Origin of the sequence: Enterobacter sp. JBIWA005 (assembly GCF_019968805.1) — a bacterium.
GTDB lineage: Bacteria > Pseudomonadota > Gammaproteobacteria > Enterobacterales > Enterobacteriaceae > Enterobacter > Enterobacter vonholyi.
Genome location: NZ_CP074159.1, coordinates 3,988,420 through 4,006,901 on the forward strand (window position 1 = coordinate 3,988,420; position 18,482 = coordinate 4,006,901).

Annotated in this window: 20 protein-coding genes; 6 read left to right on the forward strand and 14 right to left on the reverse strand. The window is 55.9% G+C overall.

What is annotated here, in order from left to right:
• Nucleotides 1-40 precede the first annotated feature (40 nt).
• The 6 genes from gss to KGP22_RS18945 form a co-directional block, all read right to left on the reverse strand.
• Nucleotides 41-1,903: a bifunctional glutathionylspermidine amidase/synthase gene (gss, locus tag KGP22_RS18920; RefSeq protein ID WP_111963255.1), complete on the reverse strand. Its 1,863-nt coding sequence runs from the start codon at nucleotides 1,901-1,903 to the stop codon at nucleotides 41-43.
• Nucleotides 1,904-2,013: 110 nt separating this feature from the next.
• Nucleotides 2,014-2,991: an ABC transporter ATP-binding protein gene (locus KGP22_RS18925; protein ID WP_223580492.1), complete on the reverse strand. Its 978-nt coding sequence runs from the start codon at nucleotides 2,989-2,991 to the stop codon at nucleotides 2,014-2,016.
• Nucleotides 2,988-3,965, reverse strand: a complete 978-nt coding sequence (locus tag KGP22_RS18930; protein WP_223580494.1) for an ABC transporter ATP-binding protein — start codon at nucleotides 3,963-3,965, stop codon at nucleotides 2,988-2,990. Before KGP22_RS18930 ends, KGP22_RS18925 begins: the two co-directional genes overlap by 4 nt.
• Complete coding sequence (locus tag KGP22_RS18935; RefSeq protein WP_223580496.1) at nucleotides 3,958-4,803, reverse strand: ABC transporter permease; 846 nt, start codon at nucleotides 4,801-4,803, stop codon at nucleotides 3,958-3,960. Before KGP22_RS18935 ends, KGP22_RS18930 begins: the two co-directional genes overlap by 8 nt.
• Before the next feature lie 5 nt (nucleotides 4,804-4,808).
• Nucleotides 4,809-5,762, reverse strand: coding sequence for an ABC transporter permease (locus tag KGP22_RS18940; RefSeq protein WP_149367632.1), 954 nt, complete (start codon nucleotides 5,760-5,762; stop codon nucleotides 4,809-4,811).
• A 45-nt stretch (nucleotides 5,763-5,807) separates the two neighbouring features.
• A complete protein-coding gene (locus tag KGP22_RS18945) occupies nucleotides 5,808-7,397 on the reverse strand; it encodes an ABC transporter substrate-binding protein (protein WP_223580498.1) in 1,590 nt (529 codons plus the stop codon).
• Between the two features lie 245 nt (nucleotides 7,398-7,642).
• On the opposite strand from KGP22_RS18945, the gene yghU reads away from it, so the two are divergent.
• Nucleotides 7,643-8,509, forward strand: a complete 867-nt coding sequence (gene yghU, locus KGP22_RS18950) for a glutathione-dependent disulfide-bond oxidoreductase (protein ID WP_111963261.1) — start codon at nucleotides 7,643-7,645, stop codon at nucleotides 8,507-8,509.
• Nucleotides 8,510-8,669: 160 nt separating this feature from the next.
• Nucleotides 8,670-9,002 carry a glycine zipper family protein gene (locus KGP22_RS18955; RefSeq protein WP_133295139.1) on the forward strand — a complete coding sequence of 111 codons (333 nt, stop codon included), beginning with the start codon at nucleotides 8,670-8,672 and terminating at the stop codon, nucleotides 9,000-9,002.
• 73 nt (nucleotides 9,003-9,075) lie between these two features.
• Here KGP22_RS18955 and KGP22_RS18960 read toward each other — a convergent pair whose 3' ends face one another.
• The 3 genes from KGP22_RS18960 to KGP22_RS18970 are packed head-to-tail and all read right to left on the reverse strand — an operon-like array spanning nucleotide 9,076 to nucleotide 11,944.
• The gene (locus tag KGP22_RS18960; RefSeq protein WP_223580501.1) at nucleotides 9,076-9,978 is read right to left on the reverse strand and encodes an alpha/beta hydrolase; all 903 of its coding nucleotides are present in this window, start codon (nucleotides 9,976-9,978) and stop codon (nucleotides 9,076-9,078) included.
• Nucleotides 9,968-10,864, reverse strand: a complete 897-nt coding sequence (locus KGP22_RS18965) for an alpha/beta hydrolase (RefSeq protein WP_223580503.1) — start codon at nucleotides 10,862-10,864, stop codon at nucleotides 9,968-9,970. Before KGP22_RS18965 ends, KGP22_RS18960 begins: the two co-directional genes overlap by 11 nt.
• Nucleotides 10,865-10,888: 24 nt before the next feature.
• Nucleotides 10,889-11,944 (reverse strand): sugar phosphate isomerase/epimerase family protein, encoded by a 1,056-nt coding sequence (locus KGP22_RS18970; protein ID WP_111963264.1) that lies wholly within the window; start codon nucleotides 11,942-11,944, stop codon nucleotides 10,889-10,891.
• Between the two features lie 141 nt (nucleotides 11,945-12,085).
• Here KGP22_RS18970 and KGP22_RS18975 point away from each other — a divergent pair, with 141 nt between their 5' ends.
• Nucleotides 12,086-12,676, forward strand: coding sequence for a TetR/AcrR family transcriptional regulator (locus KGP22_RS18975; RefSeq protein ID WP_111963265.1), 591 nt, complete (start codon nucleotides 12,086-12,088; stop codon nucleotides 12,674-12,676).
• Nucleotides 12,677-12,757: 81 nt separating this feature from the next.
• On the opposite strand, the gene KGP22_RS18980 is transcribed toward KGP22_RS18975, so the two are convergent.
• From KGP22_RS18980 to KGP22_RS18990, 3 genes are all read right to left on the reverse strand, one after another.
• Entirely contained in the window at nucleotides 12,758-13,024 is a 267-nt protein-coding gene (locus tag KGP22_RS18980) for a hypothetical protein (protein WP_111963344.1), read from the reverse strand.
• Between the two features lie 137 nt (nucleotides 13,025-13,161).
• Nucleotides 13,162-13,416 carry a hypothetical protein gene (locus tag KGP22_RS18985; RefSeq protein WP_111963266.1) on the reverse strand — a complete coding sequence of 85 codons (255 nt, stop codon included), beginning with the start codon at nucleotides 13,414-13,416 and terminating at the stop codon, nucleotides 13,162-13,164.
• 128 nt (nucleotides 13,417-13,544) lie between these two features.
• A complete protein-coding gene (locus tag KGP22_RS18990) occupies nucleotides 13,545-15,092 on the reverse strand; it encodes a methyl-accepting chemotaxis protein (RefSeq protein ID WP_045403971.1) in 1,548 nt (515 codons plus the stop codon).
• A 231-nt stretch (nucleotides 15,093-15,323) separates the two neighbouring features.
• Between KGP22_RS18990 and KGP22_RS18995 the strand changes: the two genes are divergently transcribed.
• Entirely contained in the window at nucleotides 15,324-16,364 is a 1,041-nt protein-coding gene (locus tag KGP22_RS18995; RefSeq protein WP_111963267.1) for an aldo/keto reductase, read from the forward strand.
• A 64-nt stretch (nucleotides 16,365-16,428) separates the two neighbouring features.
• Here the strand turns inward: KGP22_RS18995 and KGP22_RS19000 are convergent, their stop codons facing one another.
• Together KGP22_RS19000 and KGP22_RS19005 are read right to left on the reverse strand one after the other, a co-directional pair.
• Nucleotides 16,429-16,917, reverse strand: coding sequence for a TIGR00645 family protein (locus KGP22_RS19000; protein WP_008499805.1), 489 nt, complete (start codon nucleotides 16,915-16,917; stop codon nucleotides 16,429-16,431).
• 81 nt (nucleotides 16,918-16,998) lie between these two features.
• Nucleotides 16,999-17,502, reverse strand: coding sequence for an RNA helicase (locus tag KGP22_RS19005; protein ID WP_111963268.1), 504 nt, complete (start codon nucleotides 17,500-17,502; stop codon nucleotides 16,999-17,001).
• Nucleotides 17,503-17,605: 103 nt separating this feature from the next.
• On the opposite strand from KGP22_RS19005, the gene KGP22_RS19010 reads away from it, so the two are divergent.
• Both KGP22_RS19010 and KGP22_RS19015 read left to right on the forward strand, forming a co-directional pair.
• Nucleotides 17,606-18,010 carry a hypothetical protein gene (locus tag KGP22_RS19010; protein WP_032659974.1) on the forward strand — a complete coding sequence of 135 codons (405 nt, stop codon included), beginning with the start codon at nucleotides 17,606-17,608 and terminating at the stop codon, nucleotides 18,008-18,010.
• Between the two features lies 1 nt (nucleotide 18,011).
• Nucleotides 18,012-18,461, forward strand: a complete 450-nt coding sequence (locus KGP22_RS19015; protein ID WP_115876276.1) for a cytoplasmic protein — start codon at nucleotides 18,012-18,014, stop codon at nucleotides 18,459-18,461.
• Nucleotides 18,462-18,482: the final 21 nt, after the last annotated feature.

Sequence of the window (18,482 nt, forward strand, 5' to 3'; positions counted from 1 at the left end):
GCAGGATACCCTGCGGGGGCGTTTTTATTGCGGGTAAGAGCTACTTATCTTTAACCACGATCAGCGGCTCAATATCGCTCTCTTTCTTCACCACCAGCGAGTCATCGCCGCGCAGACAGGTCCCACCGTAGTTCCCGCCCACGGTAAAGGTACAGACCTGTATGTACTTGCCGTCGACCTTCGGCAGGCACCACAGCTGCTGGTAGATGTTTTTACGGTCGACAAACTTGCCGCTGGATTTATCCAGCAGTTCGTCCTGGGCGCTGATCAGATCGATATTGCTGCCGCAGCGTCCGGCAATCGGCTTAACGGCATATCCGGTCTGCTTCAGCAGATCGTTGACCTCAAAATCGGTGTCGAGCAGGTAACGGTGATTGGGGAACAGTTGCCACAGCACCGGAAGAATCGCCTTGTTGCCTGGAATAACGGTCCACAGCGGTTCAAAGACCAGCACCTCCGGGCGCAGCAGAACGTCAATCAGGCGCACTTCGCCTTCAGGATGCCCGGTGCGGATCGGCACGGCGGCATATTCGGTTTCGCTGACCTCGCGGATCTGCTCTATCGCCGTTTCCCACGCCCAGGTTTTCCACACGCAGTTGACGTGGCGACCTTCGTCGTCGATCAGCTGCCCGGCGGCATCCCAGCTGAGCGCCCCCAGCCCGTGGAGGATTTTGGTCTCAAACCCGGCCTGCATCAGCGAACGCTGAATAAAGAGCGCGTGATAGTCCTCTTCGACATCGTTGTCCTGCATGATGTGGACGAACGGCCGCGCGTGGCTGTGCTTCCAGGCGCCGGTCAGCTCTTCCAGCAGGCCTTCCGCCGGGTTATGCCCGTTGCCGCGATAGCCGTTTTTCACCCACTCTTCGAGAATCAACCCACCCTCGGTATGGCAGGAGGCGGAGTCGGCGTTGTACTCGTAGACCTTGATGCCGCGCTCATCCATGCAGAAATCCATACGACCGGTGATCATATGGTGACGACGCCACTGCCAGGAGAGGCGCAGGCGCGGCCAGAGGATTTTCGGGATGTCGAAAAGCGCCAGCAGGCTGTCGTCTTTCAGCACCTTGTCCGTGGCGTGCAGGTACATCAGGTGCAGTTCGTTGGTAGCCTTGATCAGCTCCTGCTCGGCGCTTTCGGTAATGGTGAAGTACTGGCAGGGATCTTTGTTGATCACGTGGCCGTTGGCGCGAACATACGCCTGCTGCAGCGCGTCATTTTCGTTAAGCCACTTGCCGTCGAACTGACGTTTGTTTTTCAGCCGCGCGCCGCTGATTTTCAGCAGTTCGCCGTCGATTTCCGGCTGGGGAATACTGTGTTCCGTATCCTCGGTCTGGATCATCCAGCCGAGAATTTCCGTGTCGCTGAAGGTGTCGTGGAGGGTGTAACACCCGTTCTCCACGCTCAGGCGCAGCTCGCGCGTCCACTGCTGCCCGAGCGGCAGCGGGGAGTGAATCACGTTCTGCTCCGCAATACGCACCCTATCGTCCAGAAGCTGGGTGATCACCGCCACGTGGCCGGTCTCGTGAAACTCGCCGCCCTTTTGCCAGATCAGCAGCGCTCCGGCGCGCGGCGCGCGTTTTGAACCGTTGGCAAAGGCCTGAAGGGGCAGAATGTTATCGTTTACCACCTGCCGCAAAAAGCGCAGGGAGAATATTTCCCACGCCATGCCGACGTCGGTAAACACGAAGCCATAGTTGAGGAACAGGAAACGGCGGGCAAACTCAACGCACTGCCACTTGTGGCCCATGTATTCGTTGCCGATGTAGCTGCGAAAATCCGCGTCTTCCGGGTATTTTCGCGGGTCCAGACTGCCGTAATTTGAAGAGTAAATCGCCACGCCACCGGGCGCATAGCCTAACAATGTCCCGAATGGCGCATCACTGCTTAAATTTCCTTTACGCATGTATCCAACCTAAAACAGGCAGGCGGCAATTTTTTAAGGTTTGTCGTCGTCTGCACGTTGTAATTAACCTGACAGAGGGACATTTATCATACACCTGCGCGGTGCATTAACTACATGTTAAACAGCCAGCACGCCGCGAAATGCCCTGGCGCGATCTCCTGCATCGCAGGCTCCTGCGTCTGGCAAACCGGCATGGCGTGCGGGCATCGGCTGCAAAACTTACAGCCCGGCAGCGCGGACGTAGGGCCGGGCATTTCACCGCGCAGGGTCGCGTCTTCAAGGTTGCGAATCCGCGGATCGGGCTGGGGAACCGCCGCCAGCAGCGCGCGGGTATAAGGGTGCGCCGGACGCTGATACAGCTCATTCGCCGGGGCCACCTCCACCAGCTTACCGAGATACATCACCCCAATGCGGCTGGAGATATGGCGCACCATGGAGAGATCGTGGGCGATAAACAGATAGGTTAGCCCCAGCTCCTGCTGCAGATCCTGCAGAATATTCACCACCTGCGCCTGCACCGAAACGTCCAGCGCCGAGAGCGGCTCATCGCACAGCACAAATTCAGGACGCACGGACAACGCGCGGGCAATACTGATGCGCTGACGCTGCCCGCCGCTGAACTCATGCGGGAACCGTTCAAGGTGTTCCTGCTTCAGCCCCACTTTGTAGAGCAGCGTTTCCGTCCGTTCCCGCTGTTCTTCACGGCTGTAGCCGTGGATCTGCATCGGCTCGGCCACCAGCTGTCGCACCGTCATGCCTGGGTTGAGCGAGGAGTAAGGATCCTGAAAAATCGCCTGCATCCGCTTGCGCAGCGGCTTGAGTTCTTTTTCGCGGGCGTGGGCAATCGCCTGCCCGGCGAAGTGGATCTCGCCCGCGGTAATATCGAAAAGGCGCAGAATGGCGCGTCCGAGCGTCGATTTCCCACAGCCGGACTCTCCCACCAGGCCAAACGTCTCGCCGGGCTGGATATCAAAGCTCACGCCATCAACCGCCTTCACGGCCGCGCCTTTACGCAGCAGACCGCCGTTAAGCTGATAGTGCTTGCGCAGATCGCGCACGCTCACTAATGGTGCCTGTTGTTCACTCATGCATGAGTCTCCTTATCGGCCCATAGCCAGCAGGCGGCGCGATGGCCCTCTCCGGCGGTGTAAAACGCGGGCTGCCGTTCACACTGGGGCATGCGTTTTGGGCAGCGTTCGGCGAACGGGCAGCCCGGCGGCGGGTTAAGCAGGCCGGGCGGCGAACCTTCAATAGGCGATAGACGTTGATTCACCTCATCCGGGCGCGGCAGCGAGGTCAGCAGCCCCTGGGTGTAAGGATGCGCGGGGCGATAAAAAATGTCCTCTACGCTGCCCTCCTCCATCACCAGCCCGCCGTACATCACCACTACGCGGCTGCAGACCTGCGCCACCACGCCGAGATCGTGGGTGATCAGCAGAATCGCGGTTTGGGTCTGCTGCTGCAGGCTTTTCAGCAAACGCAGGATCTGCGCCTGAATGGTGACGTCCAGCGCGGTGGTCGGCTCATCGGCAATAAGCAGCTTCGGGTTACAGGAGAGCGCAATGGCGATCATCACCCGCTGGCGCATCCCGCCGCTGAACTCGTGAGGATACTGGTCGTATCGGCGTTCCGCCTCGGCAATCCCCACCTGTTCCAGCATGGCGATCGCCGCCGCTTTGGCCGCTCTTTTGGTGAGTCCTTTATTGCGCATCAGGATCTCAGACATCTGCTTGCCGATGGTCAGCACCGGGTTCAGGGCGGTCATCGGATCCTGGAAAATCATCGCGATCTCATTGCCGCGAATGGCGCGCATCTGCGCAGGGGTTTTCTGCGCCAGATCGTCATTCTGGAAGCGAATGCTGCCGCCGGTTATCCGTCCGTTGCTCCCCAGAAGCTGGATAATCGACTTACAGGTGACGCTTTTTCCGCAGCCCGACTCGCCAACAATGCCGACAAGTTCTCCCGGCTGCACCTGAAAGCTTACGCCGCGCACCGCGTGAACCTCGCCCTCGCGGGTGCGGAAGGTAGTTTGCAGGTTCTCAAGCGCTAATAAGCTACTCATCGCGATTCGCTCCCGGCTCAAAGGCGGTACGGAAGACATCGCCGAGCACGTTAAAGCTGAACACCGTCAGCAGGATCAGGATGCCGGGGAAGATCGCCAGCCACGACGCTTCGCCAATATAAGACTGGGCGTTATTGAGCATGCTTCCCCACGACGCCGCCGGTGCCTGTACGCCCAGCCCTAAGAAGCTGAGCGTCGACTCCATCAGAATGGCCGAGGCGATATTGAGCGTGGCGGCAACGATAATGGTCGGCAGCACGCCGGGAATAATGTGGCGCACGATAATACGCAGCGGGTTTTCCCCCGACGCGCGGGCATAAAGCACGTACTCGCGCTCTTTCACCGATAGGGTTTCGGCACGCACCAGCCGCGACATGTTCATCCACGTCAGCAGGCTGATGATCAGAATGATGTTATCCACGCCCGGCTTGAGGTAAGCATTCACCACCAGCAGCAGGAAGAAGGCCGGAATGGCCATCAGGATATCCACGGTGCGCATCATCAGGTTATCCAGCCAGCCGCCAAAATAGCCGCTCACCGTGCCCACCACCGTGCCGATAAGCGTGGAAAAGAGCATGGCGAGAAAACCAACCATCAGGGAGATCTGGCCGCCATACAGCGCGCGGGTGAAGTAGTCACGTCCGTACTCGTCGGTGCCGAACCAGTGTGCGGCATCCGGCGGTAACGTGCGTGCGCCGAGCGCCATCCGATCCGGATCGTACGGACTTAACCCCGCACAGAGCGCGGCGACAATAAAAATAAAAAGCACAAACAGGGAGAACTGCGCCGGACGGTTGCGGCGCAGCTGGTGACGAACCTGCTGCCAGCGTCTGCTCATCCGGGTTACCTCAGCGTACGAATGCGTGGATCGGCGAAGCGATAAAGCAGATCGGCGATCAGGTTACCGACGATCAGCATCATCGACGAGAGCATGATGATCGCCATGATCAGCGGGTAGTCCAGCGAGGCGATCGACTGGATCCCGAGCAGCCCCATCCCCGGCCAGGAGAAGACGCTTTCCGTCACGTAGGCCCCCACAATCAGCTCACCGAACGACAGTCCGAACAGGGTGATCACCGGCAGCAGCACGTTTTTCAGCACGTGTCTAAACAGAATGCTGGAACGCGTAGCGCCGTAGGCAAGCTGGGTTTGCACGTAGTCGGCCGAGAGCTGCGAGATGGTGTTGGAACGGATGTAGCGCACATAGCTGGAGAGGTTGTAGAACGTGAGGGCAATACACGGCAGTACGCCGTGACGCAGCACGTCCAGCGCGTTATCCTCCATGCCGATGGTGCGCATCCCCATGCTGGGGAACCAGCTAAGCTGCACGGCAAAGACCGTAATGAGCAAGATGCCGAACCAGAAAATCGGCACCGAGATGCCGATATAGGCGAACAGGTTAAGCAGGTGATCCAGCCAGCGATGCTTGAATGCCCCCGCCAGCAGGCCCAGCGGGATCGCCAGCACGATCGCCAGCAGCAGCGACGCGCCCATCAGCCCCAGCGTGGCCGGAATGCGTTCGCCGATCATCTCCAGCACCGGGCGGTGGTAGATCAGCGAATAGCCGAGATCGCCCTGCAGGACATTTTTCAGCCACAGGACGTACTGCGTGACCAGCGGCTTATCCAGCCCCAGGCTCTGGCGAATACGTTCGATATCTTCCGGAGCCATACGCGGCGTAATGTACGCCGCCACCGGATCGCCGGGCGCGAGTTTGACCAGCAAAAACGCCACCAGCGAAATAAAGAACAGCATCGGCAGCAGCTGCAGCAGCCGACGCGTGAGAAGTGTGTTCACGACGTGCCCTTACCAAGGCCCCGACCCGACGGCCGGGGCAATCACTTATTTCTGATAGATTTTTGACAGATCCTGGAACAGATAGACCGGTTTCGGCTCCGCTTCCTCGGTACCGCCAAAACGCTTGTCCACCGCGACGGTCGCATTGGTATAGGCGATTGGGTAGTACGTCATGTCGTTCGCCACGGTCTGCTGAATTTGCTTGTAGATATCGGCACGTTTTGCGGCGTCGGTTTCCACGGCGCCTTTATCCCACAGGGCATCAAACTGCAGATTTTTGTAGTGCGCGTAGTTATAGGCCTCGTTGCTCATGAACAGCGATTTGTAGCCGTCCGGCTCTGAGCCCATGATGTAGCCGCCCAGGTTCAGCTCCCACGCGGTGTTGTTCATATCGAGGCTGCGCTGGGACATGGCGTTGGAGTCCAGCGGCATCAGCTCCACGTTCACCCCAATACCCTTCAGCGCCTGCTGAATGTAGAGCGCCATGCTCTCCTGGGTTTTATTGGTGTTCACATACGCCAGGCGCAGCTTGAGGTTGTCCGGCGCGCCGGACGCTTTAAGCAGCTCTTTGGCTTTTTGCAGGTCGAATTTGTATTGCTCGACGTCATCCGTCTTGTAAAGCGTATCGGGCGTCAGGAAGGACGTCGCCGGTTTGGCGTAGTCCAGCGAGGTAAAGGCGGTTTGGGTCAGCTCGTCTTTGTTGATGGCGTAAGCAATGGCCTGACGCAATTCTTTGCTCTTCATTACCGGCACGTTCTGGTTGAACGTCATATAGGCCAGGCGGCCTTCCGGATAGACCACGAAGTCAAACTTACCGGTATTTTTCAGGCGGTTCACGTCCTGCGGGTCAACCATCTTGAGGTTGATTTCACCGTTTTGCAGCGCCAGGTTGGCGGCGTTACTGTCTTTGGCGAAACGGTAGGTCACCGAATCAAGCTTCGCTTTGCCGTTCCAGTAATCGTCAAAACGGGTCAGGGCGTAATACTGCCCGGCGCGGTACTCTTTAAACTTGAACGGCCCGGAGCCGACCGGCGCATCGTTTTTGCTGCTCTTTTCCAGGTCGCCTTCGCCGGCGAACACGTGCTGCGGGATCGGGTAGATCTGTACCAGGGTGCCGGTAAAGGCGGCGCTGACCTGCGGTAAGGTGAACTTAACGGTGCGGTCGTCAACCTTGCTTACCTCAACAGGCTTGCCGCCCCAGGTAAACATGCTGCGGAAGAAGCTGTGCTGTTTGGCATCCAGCAGCTTATTGAAGGTGAAGACCACGTCGTCCGCCGTCAGCGGCTGTCCGTCCTGCCATTTCAGGTTGGGTTTTAACGTCAGGGTGTAGCTCAGGTTGTCGGCGGAGGGCGTGAGGCTTTCCGCCAGGCCCCACTCAATCTTGCCGTTATTAAAGCTGTACAGCGGGGCATACAACGCCTGCATAATGGTTAACGTTGTGCGGTCGCTGGCATAAAGCGGATTAACGGCTAACGGGTCGCCGGAGGTAATTCCAATAATTAGCGAACCGCCCTCTTTTGGCGCGTCGCTTTTTGCCGCCGCGGCCGTATTTGTCTCTTTATTTTTCGCATCATCACAGCCCGCCAGGCCTAACGCGAGCGAAACGACCACGGCCGATAACAGAAGCTTGCGCATCTCACTAACTCCTTGCCTTATAAAGTGTTTATTACTGCATCTTTTATTTATGTTGAAGCATCATATTCAGCTTTATCGTTTTACGCATTAATTATGAAAATGCGATTTTCGATTAAGCTTATGCCGGATTTGTTATATATAAGCGCCGGAAGGAATAGCGGTTAATTGATTGCGCTCGCAACGTTAAACGGTTCACAAATCTCCTGCTACACTGCCTCAACACATCACTCAAAAGGCAGGCCAACATGTCAGACAACACGTATCAGCCACCCAAAGTGTGGGAATGGAAAAAGAACGGCGGCGGCGCGTTCGCCAACATTAACCGCCCGATTTCCGGCGCAACGCATGAGAAAGAACTGCCCGTGGGCTCCCATCCGCTGCAGCTTTACTCTCTCGGGACACCGAACGGCCAGAAAGTGACGATCATGCTCGAAGAGCTGCTGGCGCTTGGCGTGACGGGCGCGGAATACGACGCATGGTTGATCCGCATCGGCGAGGGCGATCAGTTCTCCAGCGGCTTCGTTGAGGTGAACCCGAACTCGAAAATACCTGCGCTTCGTGACCACTCCACGAACCCGCCAACCCGCGTATTTGAATCCGGCAATATCCTGCTCTACCTGGCAGAAAAATTCGGCCACTTCCTGCCTAAAGATCCGGCAGGACGCACCGAGACCCTGAACTGGTTGTTCTGGCTGCAGGGCGCGGCGCCGTTCCTCGGCGGCGGTTTTGGTCACTTCTACAACTACGCGCCGGTAAAAATTGAGTACGCCATTGACCGCTTTACCATGGAAGCCAAACGCCTGTTCGACGTGCTGGATAAACAGCTGGCGCGCGGTCGCTACGTGGCGGGTGAGGAGTACACCATCGCGGATATGGCAATCTGGCCGTGGTTCGGCTGCGTGGCGCTGGGCAGCGTGTACAACGCCGCCGAGTTCCTGGATGCAGAGAAGTACACCAACGTCCAGCGCTGGGCGAAAGACGTGGCGAATCGCCATGCCGTTAAGCGCGGACGTATCGTTAACCGCACCAGCGGCGAGCTGAACGAGCAGCTCCACGAGCGCCATGCGGCGAGCGACTTCGAGACCAATACGGAAGATAAGCGTCAGGCGTAATGTTCTGCCGGGCGGATCCCCGCCCGGCAGCTGAGATCCTTGACCAGGGCATGATTAGCTTAAAGGTTGAACCGGTATTGCTGGCACTATCTGGACGTTTTTCTCGCGTCAGAGAGTGAGAAATGACGTATCAACCGACAGCAGTCACAAAGGATCTGTTATGAAACTTATTAAAACAACGCTGGTTATCAGCGCCCTCATTTTCTCCGCCTCGGGAATGGCCATCGACAAAACTGCAGCTGGCGCGGTAGCAGGCGCGGCGATTGGCGCGGCCACTGGCAAAGATCTGAAATCGACCGTTGGCGGCGCCGTTGTTGGCGCAGGCACAGGTGCTATGTTCAAAAACGGCGGCAAAGGTAAAGCCGCGCGTAAAGGCGGTGCGGTAGGTGCTGCCGTGGGCGCAGGTGCCGCGGCGGTGACCGGCAAGAGCGTGCTGAAAGGTGCAGCCGTTGGTGCGGGCACGGGTGCGCTGATTGGTGAAGCGACGCACTGATACAGTGTGCCACCTTGTGAACCGATATGAATAATAAACCCAGCGATCGCGCTGGGTTTTTGTGTAGTCTGAATCAAATACGCGCACGTTCGAACAACCGACGCGCGGCTGGCGTTAACTCTGACATATGGATGCAGGCATGCACCATTCCCGGCAACCGTTCACAGCGCACAGGCACCCCCGCCTCCTCAAGCCGTCGCGCATACGCTTCAGCCTCATCGCGCAGGGGATCATATTCACAACTCAGGATGGTTGCTGGCGGTAACCCCCTCAGCGAGGCCATATGCAGCGGCTCGGCATAGGGATGACGACGGTCTCCCAGATAGTTTTCCCAGCAAAACGCCATAGCATCACGCGTTAAAAAATAACCTTCAGCAAATTCACAATAACTTTTGGTCGACATATCGCGACTTAACGCCGGGTAGAGCAGCAACTGATGCTCTATATGGGGTCCGCCGCGATCCCGGGCCAGCAGCGCTGTCGCTGCTGCGAGATTTCCGCCAGCACTGTCGCCGCCCACCGCCAGACGGGTGGCATTAATGCCCAGAAGCGCGGCCTGTTCACTGACCCAGCACAGTGCCTGATAAACATCTTCTAACGGCCTTGGGAAGGGGAACTCCGGCGCCAGACGGTAATCCACGGAGAGTATTTTCCGGCCAGTGGCATTAGCCAATGCCTGACAGGGTCGATCGTAGAGCGACAGCGACCCCAGACACCATCCACCGCCGTGAGCAAATAGCATTGCAGGCTGCGCACTTTCAGCGTTTGAGGCTGCAGGGGTATAGAGGCGAAGGCCAATAGCATAGCCATCATCTGCGATAACAACGTAATGTTGAATGGCGACACCGGTTTCCGCCTCGCCCTGTAGCCGCATCAAATCCGCTTCGGTGGCGGCACGCAGTTCGGCCAACGATGTCGGCTGCGGCGCCCCCGATGACGCAGCCAACAAGTCAGCAATATGTTTATCAAGCGGCATGATGCACAACCTCTGAAAGAAATGGCACGATCAGCCCGATAAACGCCTCATGACACTCTTCGGTAACAAAATGCCCGCAATCAGCCACCGTCTCGCCACGCAGATCAAGGGCATTGCCCTGCAGGGTTATCAGCGGTGCATCGCGCGTGGCATGTTCGGCCCCCACCGTTAATACCGGCATGGTTAAAGGCGTTTGCGCGCGGCGCTGGTTCTGCCGGATGGTTTCCGGGATAGCGCGATAATAGTCGAAACCCGCGCGCAGCCCGCCGGGTGTCGAATAGGCGGCGATATACACCTCTGCAGCGACCTGTTCACGGCGATGCGACCAGCGATCGAAAATATAGCTGAGATACTGTGATTCGCGCCCGCTGGTCAGGGTCTCGGGTAAATCCGCCAGTTGATTGAACATGAAGTGCCAGAGAAAGATGTTCTCTTCCGGTGCAACGAAAATCGGTGGCGGCGGTGCCAGTCCAGGGATCACCGCTTCTGTCAGCACAAGCCGTTCTATCGCCTGTGGAAAATCGCTCGCCATGGCATAACCCACCCACATGCCGATATCATGGCCCACTATGCTGTAATGTGAATGCCCCAGTTGCGCCATCAACGTATGCAGCGTGGCACCGACACGTCCGGTGTCATAGCCATCACGTGGTTTGTCTGATTCACCCATGCCTGGAGGATCGACCGCTATCGCCTTAAAGCCGGCCGCAGCCAGCGCGCGCATGACATAGCGCCAGGTATACCAGGTCTGCGGCCAGCCCGGTATCAGTAATACTGGTTGACCTATTCCCGCCACGACGCAATGGATGCGCTGTCCGTTTACTTTCGTATAGACGTGTTCTGCCCTGAGATCCGCAGGCAGGATCTCACTAAATTGGTGTTCCATGGGGACTCCCTGTAATGTCGTGACTTAGCGAATGCCGAGTAATGCGTTGATTTGCTGGAGGTTAACCGGCGCACCGGCGAAATCATCGAAGACTTTATCTGTAATGTGAATAATATGGTTGCGGATGAACGCAGCCCCTTCTCTGGCGCCGTCCAGCGGGTTTTTCAGACAGCACTCCCACTCCAGCGTTGCCCAGCCAGCATAATCGTATTGGGTCAGCTTCGAGAAAATGGCCCTGAAATCCACCTGACCGTCACCCAATGAGCGAAAACGTCCTGCACGATCAACCCATGACTGATAGCCGCCATAAATACCCTGACGACCGGTCGGATTAAATTCAGCGTCTTTGACGTGGAACATGTTGATCATGTCCTTATAGATATCAATAAATTCCAAGTAGTTAAGCTGCTGGAGCACCATGTGGCTGGGGTCGAAAAGTATCCGGCAGCGGGGATGTTCTTTCACCCGCTGATAGAACATTTCAAACGTTATCCCATCATGCAAATCTTCACTCGGGTGGATCTCATAGCAGAGGTTAATGCCCTGCTCTTCACAGGCGTTGAGTACCGGCATCCAGCGTCTGGCCAGCTCGTCAAAAGCAGTTTCAATTAACCCTTCCGGACGCTGCGGAAACGGGAAAAGATAGGGCCACGCCAGCGAGCCAGAAAAGGTACCCAGATCGCTGAGGCCAAGCCGGGCGGAGGCCTTGACCGCCATCAGCAGCTGCTGGCGTGCCCATTCGCTACGGGCTTGTGGGTTGCCATGGACTTCCGGCGGTGCAAAGCTGTCGCATAAGCTGTCGTAAGCAGGATGTACCGCCATCAGTTGGCCGAAGATATGGCTGGTCAGTTCACTTACCACCAGGCCATGCTCCGCCAGCATACCGGTCAAATCATCACAGTAGGTCTGGCTTTCTGCCGCCGTTGCCACGTCGAAAAGACGGCGATCCCATGCCGGAATTTGCAGAGCGCTAAAACCCATTTCCGCCGCCCACCGGGCGATCGCAGGCAAATGATTAAAGGGGGCCGCATCGTCGCTGAACTGAGCAAGATGGAGAGAGGGACCTTTAAGGGTTTTCATCGTATACTCCTATTGTTTGTCGATTGACAAACAATAGGAGTAAAGCCGGATAACCGCAAGCGAAAATTATAAATTCGTTGGTAATCCAGATGATTTAGGCGATCCTGTGGCACAGAATTCAGGACCAACCGGAGCAACAAAATGGCAGGCAGACCGCGCCAGTTCGATCGTGACCAGGCGCTTATCAAAGCGCGCAACCTGTTCTGGCGACAGGGTTATGAAGGAACGTCGATGTCAGATCTGGTGGCAGAGCTGGGGATCGCGTCGGCACGGATTTACAAGGCGTTTGGTTCAAAAGAACAACTCTTTCGGGAAGCTATCGCTGATTACGAAAATCAGGAAGGCAGTTTTGCGGATCGGGCCTTAGCCGCTGGGGGCACAGTGCGGGATACCCTCCAGACGCTGTTAATGGATGCGGTTCACCTGTACTGCCATCCGGATTTGCCGCAAGGATGTATGGTGGTGGCCTCTGCAGCCAGCGTCAGCGCAGAAAATGAGACGATCAAAAACTGGCTGGCGCAGCATCGCCTGCAGCGTACACAGCAGATCATCGACCGTCTCCATCAGGCAGTGCAAAACGGTGAACTGCCGGATACGACCGATGCAGAGAGTCTGGGAGACTATTTCGCCGTCTTTTTACACGGTTTGTCGGTACAGGCCCGGGACGGTGTTTCGGAATCACGTTTGCAGGCGGCGGTTAAGCAGGCGCTTAACCTGCTGCCGCATTCCTGAGTGCGACGCGCTAAGGCCGCGCAGCGTGGCCTTAGCGCGTTCTGCCGGAAGGCGGATACTGAGACGTCACGCAAAATCGCATCAATGGCGATCGTCATACTGATACTCAATCACCATACCTTCCGCCACGCTCGCAACATGGCGTGCACGCGGATGATAGACCGGTGCAGGGGCTGCATATGCTGTTTGTGCAGGCGCAACGCTTACCATCTCAGGAACCGTGGCTGACTGCGGAACAATCACGACCTTATACCCGGCAGGGACATCGACCGTGACGCTCTGGGCCATCGCTGTATTGACCCCGGCAAAACCTGCCAGGGCAGCAAATAAAATAATACGGTTTTTAATAAATTGAATTTTTTCCGTTATCAAGAAAATAATTCATTATATTGTTACAAGCGAATAACTTAATATTTAAAAAACATTGAGTTACGTTTTTCAAAAGGCGACAAGAAATACGCTTGCATGACGCCTCACCTGTTATGTTAATACTTAATATCCCGCGCTTTTTGCCGTCCGGCCTGTTTCATCTGACGTTTATCCTGGCGGCAGTCGTGATTACTCTGGTTATTGTTCGCCACGCAGGTCTGCTTCACCTGCCGTGACGCGTCGCGGGTTTCCTGCCTTACATCACGCGCCACGCGCCGTTCCTGCGCCTGTTGGGTCGCATCGGCAAAAACCGAGAACAGCATCAGAAAAATGAAAGAGAGAACAGGGATGAGAGATAACGATCTGTTCATAGCAACACCTCACAGAAGAGAGCCCAGAACGTCAGGGGGGTTAGCAAAAGAGTAGCAGTTTCAACGCGAGCTGAATGGGGAAGGCGTTAATAATACAAGGCCGCATCCGGCGGCCTTGAAACGTTGCGTTATGCCGTCAGGCGGAACTTTTGCACCGAGCGCTGAAGCTCTTCGGTCTGACGCTCCAGCGCCGCCGCCGCCGCGGAAACTTCTTCAACCAGCGAGGCGTTTTGCTGGGTAACGCCGTCCATCTGGGTAATGGCAATCCCGACCTGCGAAATGCCCTTGCTTTGCTCCTCAGAGGCGGAAGCGATTTGCTTCATAATGGTCGTCACTTCCGTCACGTCCCGCAGAATCGCATCCATGGTGGTGCCGGTGTCGCTCACCAGCTGCGCCCCCTGCTCTACGCGGGAAACGGAGTCGGTAATCAGCCCTTCAATCTCTTTTGCCGCGTTGGCGCTGCGGCTTGCCAGGTTGCGAACTTCACCTGCCACTACCGCGAAACCACGCCCCTGTTCACCCGCGCGCGCCGCTTCAACCGCCGCATTGAGCGCCAGAATATTGGTCTGGAAGGCAATGCTGTTGATAACGTTAGTGATTTCAGCGATTTTCTTCGAGCTTTCCGAAATACCGCTCATGGTGGTCACCACCTCTTCCACCAGCGAGCCGCCGCGGCTGGCGGTAGTTGAGGCCACATCGGCCAGCTGGCTGGCCTGACGCGCGCTTTCCGCATTCAGTTTCACCGTGGCGGTCAGCTGTTCCATGCTGGCTGCCGTCTCTTCCAGCGCAGCCGCCTGCTCTTCGGTACGGGAAGAGAGATCGTTGTTACCGCTGGAGATTTCCGTCGCGCCGCGCCAGATATTTTCACTGCCGGAGCGGATCGTGCTGACCGCTTCGCGCAGGCTGTCCTGCATGGCGCTCAGCAGCGGCACCAGCTGGCCCACGCAGTTGCGGCCAAACGGCTCAATGGGCTGGCTGAGATCGCCCTGGGCAATCTGGCGGAACTGCTGGCGAATGCGATCCAGCGGTTTGACCAGCATCGCCACCAGGTAACGGTCGGTGAAGAGCAGGATCAGCAGGCCGATAATCGTGGCAACGATTATCACCGTGCGGGTCATGCTTGTCAGGCCGTCCACCACCACGCGGGTGCTGTCGAGCGACTTCGCGGCGGCATTGTTGAACTCCTCAGCGGCCGCACCAAACGCGCGGCTCAGCGGCGGCGTGACGTTGTTGGCCTGCTGGCGATACCCCTCCAGAGCCCCCTGCTTCGCCTGCTGCATTTGCGGCGTTACGCCCTGTTCAAGCAGCGCCTGCCAGGTGCCAATCACCCTGGAAGAGATCTGCTCATCCATCGGGCCTGGGGAGATCGCCTTCATCTCGGCCAGTTTCTTGCCCATGTTATCCAGCGCCTGTTGGGCAGAGGACAGATCCGGCGTGCCGCCTGCGGCTTTGACTTCCATTGCGCGGCTCAGACGGGTCACAAAGCGGAAATATTGATCGTTACCCTGGCTGAGTACCGTCATCTGTTTAACCAGCTGGCGATCGACTTCGTTGCCGTCTGAAACGCGAGAAAGGGACCAGGTGCTGTACAAGCCAACACCCGCCCACATTAAACAAAAGATCCCGAGAATCGTCAGCATGACGAAGCGGATCGTGAAATTACGGAGCATATTCATAAGTCTTCCTTGCCGTGAGGGTGAGTTCGCCCAGAGGCGAGTACTACTCTCGTTATCGGCAGGAAAGAGGGAAATTATAACGTTTTGTGATCATTTTTAATTAGCGTGGCTTCACTGGTCACACAGCAGTTGTTAACCATCAGGCCCGAGCTTAGTGATGTAATTTGTGATGTGGTAAGTTCAGAATGAAAACGTTGTTTCGAAAATTTCATCAATAAGAAAGGAGACATCATGTCCTGGCACCCTTACCCCGGCCGCTATGAGAATATGCAATACCGTTATTGCGGCAAAAGTGGCCTGCGCCTGCCCGCGCTGTCGCTGGGACTGTGGCATAGCTTCGGCCACGTCCAGCCTCTTGATGCCCAACGCGCGCTGCTGCGAAAAGCCTTCGACCTCGGCATCACTCATTTCGATCTTGCCAATAACTACGGACCACCGCCGGGTAGCGCGGAAGAGAATTTCGGCCGCCTGCTGCGGGAAGATTTTGCCGCATACCGCGACGAACTGGTTATCTCCACCAAGGCGGGTTATGACATGTGGCCTGGGCCGTACGGTTCCGGCGGTTCACGCAAATATCTGCTCGCCAGCCTCGACCAGAGCCTGAAGCGTCTGGGCGTCGAGTACGTCGATATTTTCTACTCCCACCGCGTGGATGAAAACACCCCGATGGAAGAGACGGCATCCGCGCTGGCCCATGCCGTGCAGAGCGGAAAAGCGCTGTATGTGGGGATTTCCTCCTACTCGACAGATCGCACACAAAAAATGGCCGAGCTGCTGCGCGAGTGGAAGATCCCCCTGCTGATCCATCAGCCGTCCTATAACCTGCTTAACCGCTGGGTCGATAAGACCGGCTTGCTGGATGCGCTGGAAGCAAACGGTACGGGCTGTATTGCCTTCACCCCGCTGGCGCAGGGGTTGCTGACAGGGAAATACCTGAACGGTATCCCTGAAGGATCACGCATGCAGCGCGAAGGGAATAAAGTGCGCGGCCTGACGCAAAAGATGCTCACCGACGCCAACCTGAGCAGCCTTCGCCTGCTGAATGAGATGGCGCAGGCGCGCGGACAAACCATGGCGCAGATGGCACTAAGCTGGCTGCTGAAAGATGCGCGCGTGACGTCCGTGCTGATTGGCGCAAGCCGCCCGGAACAGCTGGAAGAGAATGTACAGGCGCTGGAAAACCTGCGCTTTACGGAGGACGAACTCAAGCGGATTGACCAGCATGTTGCGGATGGGGAGTTGAATCTGTGGCAGGCGTCGTCTGATAAATAATGCCGCACCGAGCAGTCCCCTCTCCCCTTTGGGGAGAGGGGTAGGGTGGGGGGTAAGGCGTACTTTACTTCTTACTGATCTTATCCAGATACCCCATCACAAACGCGGACAGCACAAACGTCAGATGGATAATGACGTACCACATCAGTTTGTTATCCGGCACGTTCTTCGCGTCCATAAATACGCGTAGCAGGTGGATAGAAGAGATCGCCACAATCGACGCGGCCACTTTATTCTTCAGCGACGAGGCATCCATTTTGCCCAACCAGCTGAGCTTCTCTTTACGCTCGTCGATATCAAGCTGGGAGACGAAATTCTCGTAGCCGGAGAACATCACCATCACCAGCAGCCCACCCACCAGGGTCATATCCACCAGCGAGAGCAGAACCAGAATCAAATCCGCTTCGGCAATGGAAAAGATATTCGGCAGAACGTGCAGGATTTCCTGAAAGAACTTAATCGTCAGCGCGATAAGTGCCAGCGAAAGGCCAAAATAGACGGGGGCCAGTATCCAGCGAGAGGCGTACATGGCATTTTCAAAAAAGCGTTCCATAGAGTCCTGTTTGCAAAAGAAACCAGCGCCCAGTATATCTCAACGGCGCTGACTGTTTGCAATAACTCAACGGTACGTCACTCAGACGTTGTCTGGATTAACCTCCGGACGTGCGTACTCCGGCCAGACAAGCGCCACCAGTTCAGGATAGGCTTCCAGACTAAACTCGCGAAAACACTGCCGCAAATTCAATACGTCCAGATCGGAATAAGATACCTTTTCTCCGTTAAGACAGCGCTTTTTGATATTGTCATAATATTTATAGACTGCTGAATTCAGATCGCTACAGCGACGCTGCGCCTCAAACAGTCCGGGCGTGTCATTAATTTCCGACATTTTCATGCGCTTAATTGTCGCATGTAAAAAGTCGATATATTCGTGGTTCACCCGCCAGTACCAGACAGGCGTAACGGAGTTCATCAATACAGAGAAATGGTCTTCACCTTCCTCTTTTGTCATCAGTTCAGGTTGTGGGGGCTCACTGGCGTCTTTCGACACTTTCGTTTTATTGAACTCTTGCATCAATAAAAGCACACCAGCGGTCAATAATAGTAATGTGATGACCGTAAAAAAGATGCTGTTCATGGGTAGGCTCCATTTTTTTTGATTTTAAATTTGCCTCATGATATTGTCAACGAATCTCACGCCTTTACCAACCCCACCCTGTTGAAATTAAAGGAAATTAAAAATGCTGCCCGACTATCTCGTCCCGGCTAAGTACCACATTACGCCTGTGGAACAGCAACCGACGGAAGCAGAAAAAGAGGCCAGTTTCACTCAGGGGAAAAGAAAGCTCTCTGATTTCGAGCCCGATATATTAATTGGTGTTTCCCGAACTGGCAAATCGCGAAATATGTTGCTGGAAGAGCACGATCGTCATATAAAAGACCGCTTATTTCGCGCTATAAAAATTGAAGCCTTTGTCCACCTGCTGAATGACCTGCAGGCCGAGGGAGAAATAGATGCCCAGAAACTAAGTCAAATAATAGCCGAGAAAACCGAAGAAATTAATGAAGCGGGCAATGAAATTTGGCTTAATTTAATTACGCGCGAAAAAAACAACCCAATTTTTTATAGCCTGGGGGAAGATTAACGTGAAAGAAGTTAAAAATAACGACGTTTATTTGACTTTAGATGATAAAAAAAGTGATGAATTTATCTTAAAGCAAAATCTCGACGCGCTACGAAACACAAAAAATGACGAGATGACGCGCATTACACAAGACCTGGTATCGATCCCGGCGACGCTGGTTCGGCTTAAATGGCAGAATCGCCGTGAAATTTATCCGCTGCAGGTCAAAGAAGAAATTTACGGTGCCGTGATGAATGCCATCATTGAACAGCGGCCAGAGCTGAAAGAGAAGCTTCTGGGGCGCCTCGAGGCCAATTATCAGTATCTGCTCGCCAGAGAAATCGCCACCCTGCGCCTGACGCGCAAGCTTTCAGACGGTGAGTACCGTACCTCAAACGTCACCTGCGTTGCGCTTGATGAGGACGCGCTGGCAACCCCTTCTGCCGCACCAACGAATAACAAAAGCGCATAAACCGACAGGCATAAAAAAAGC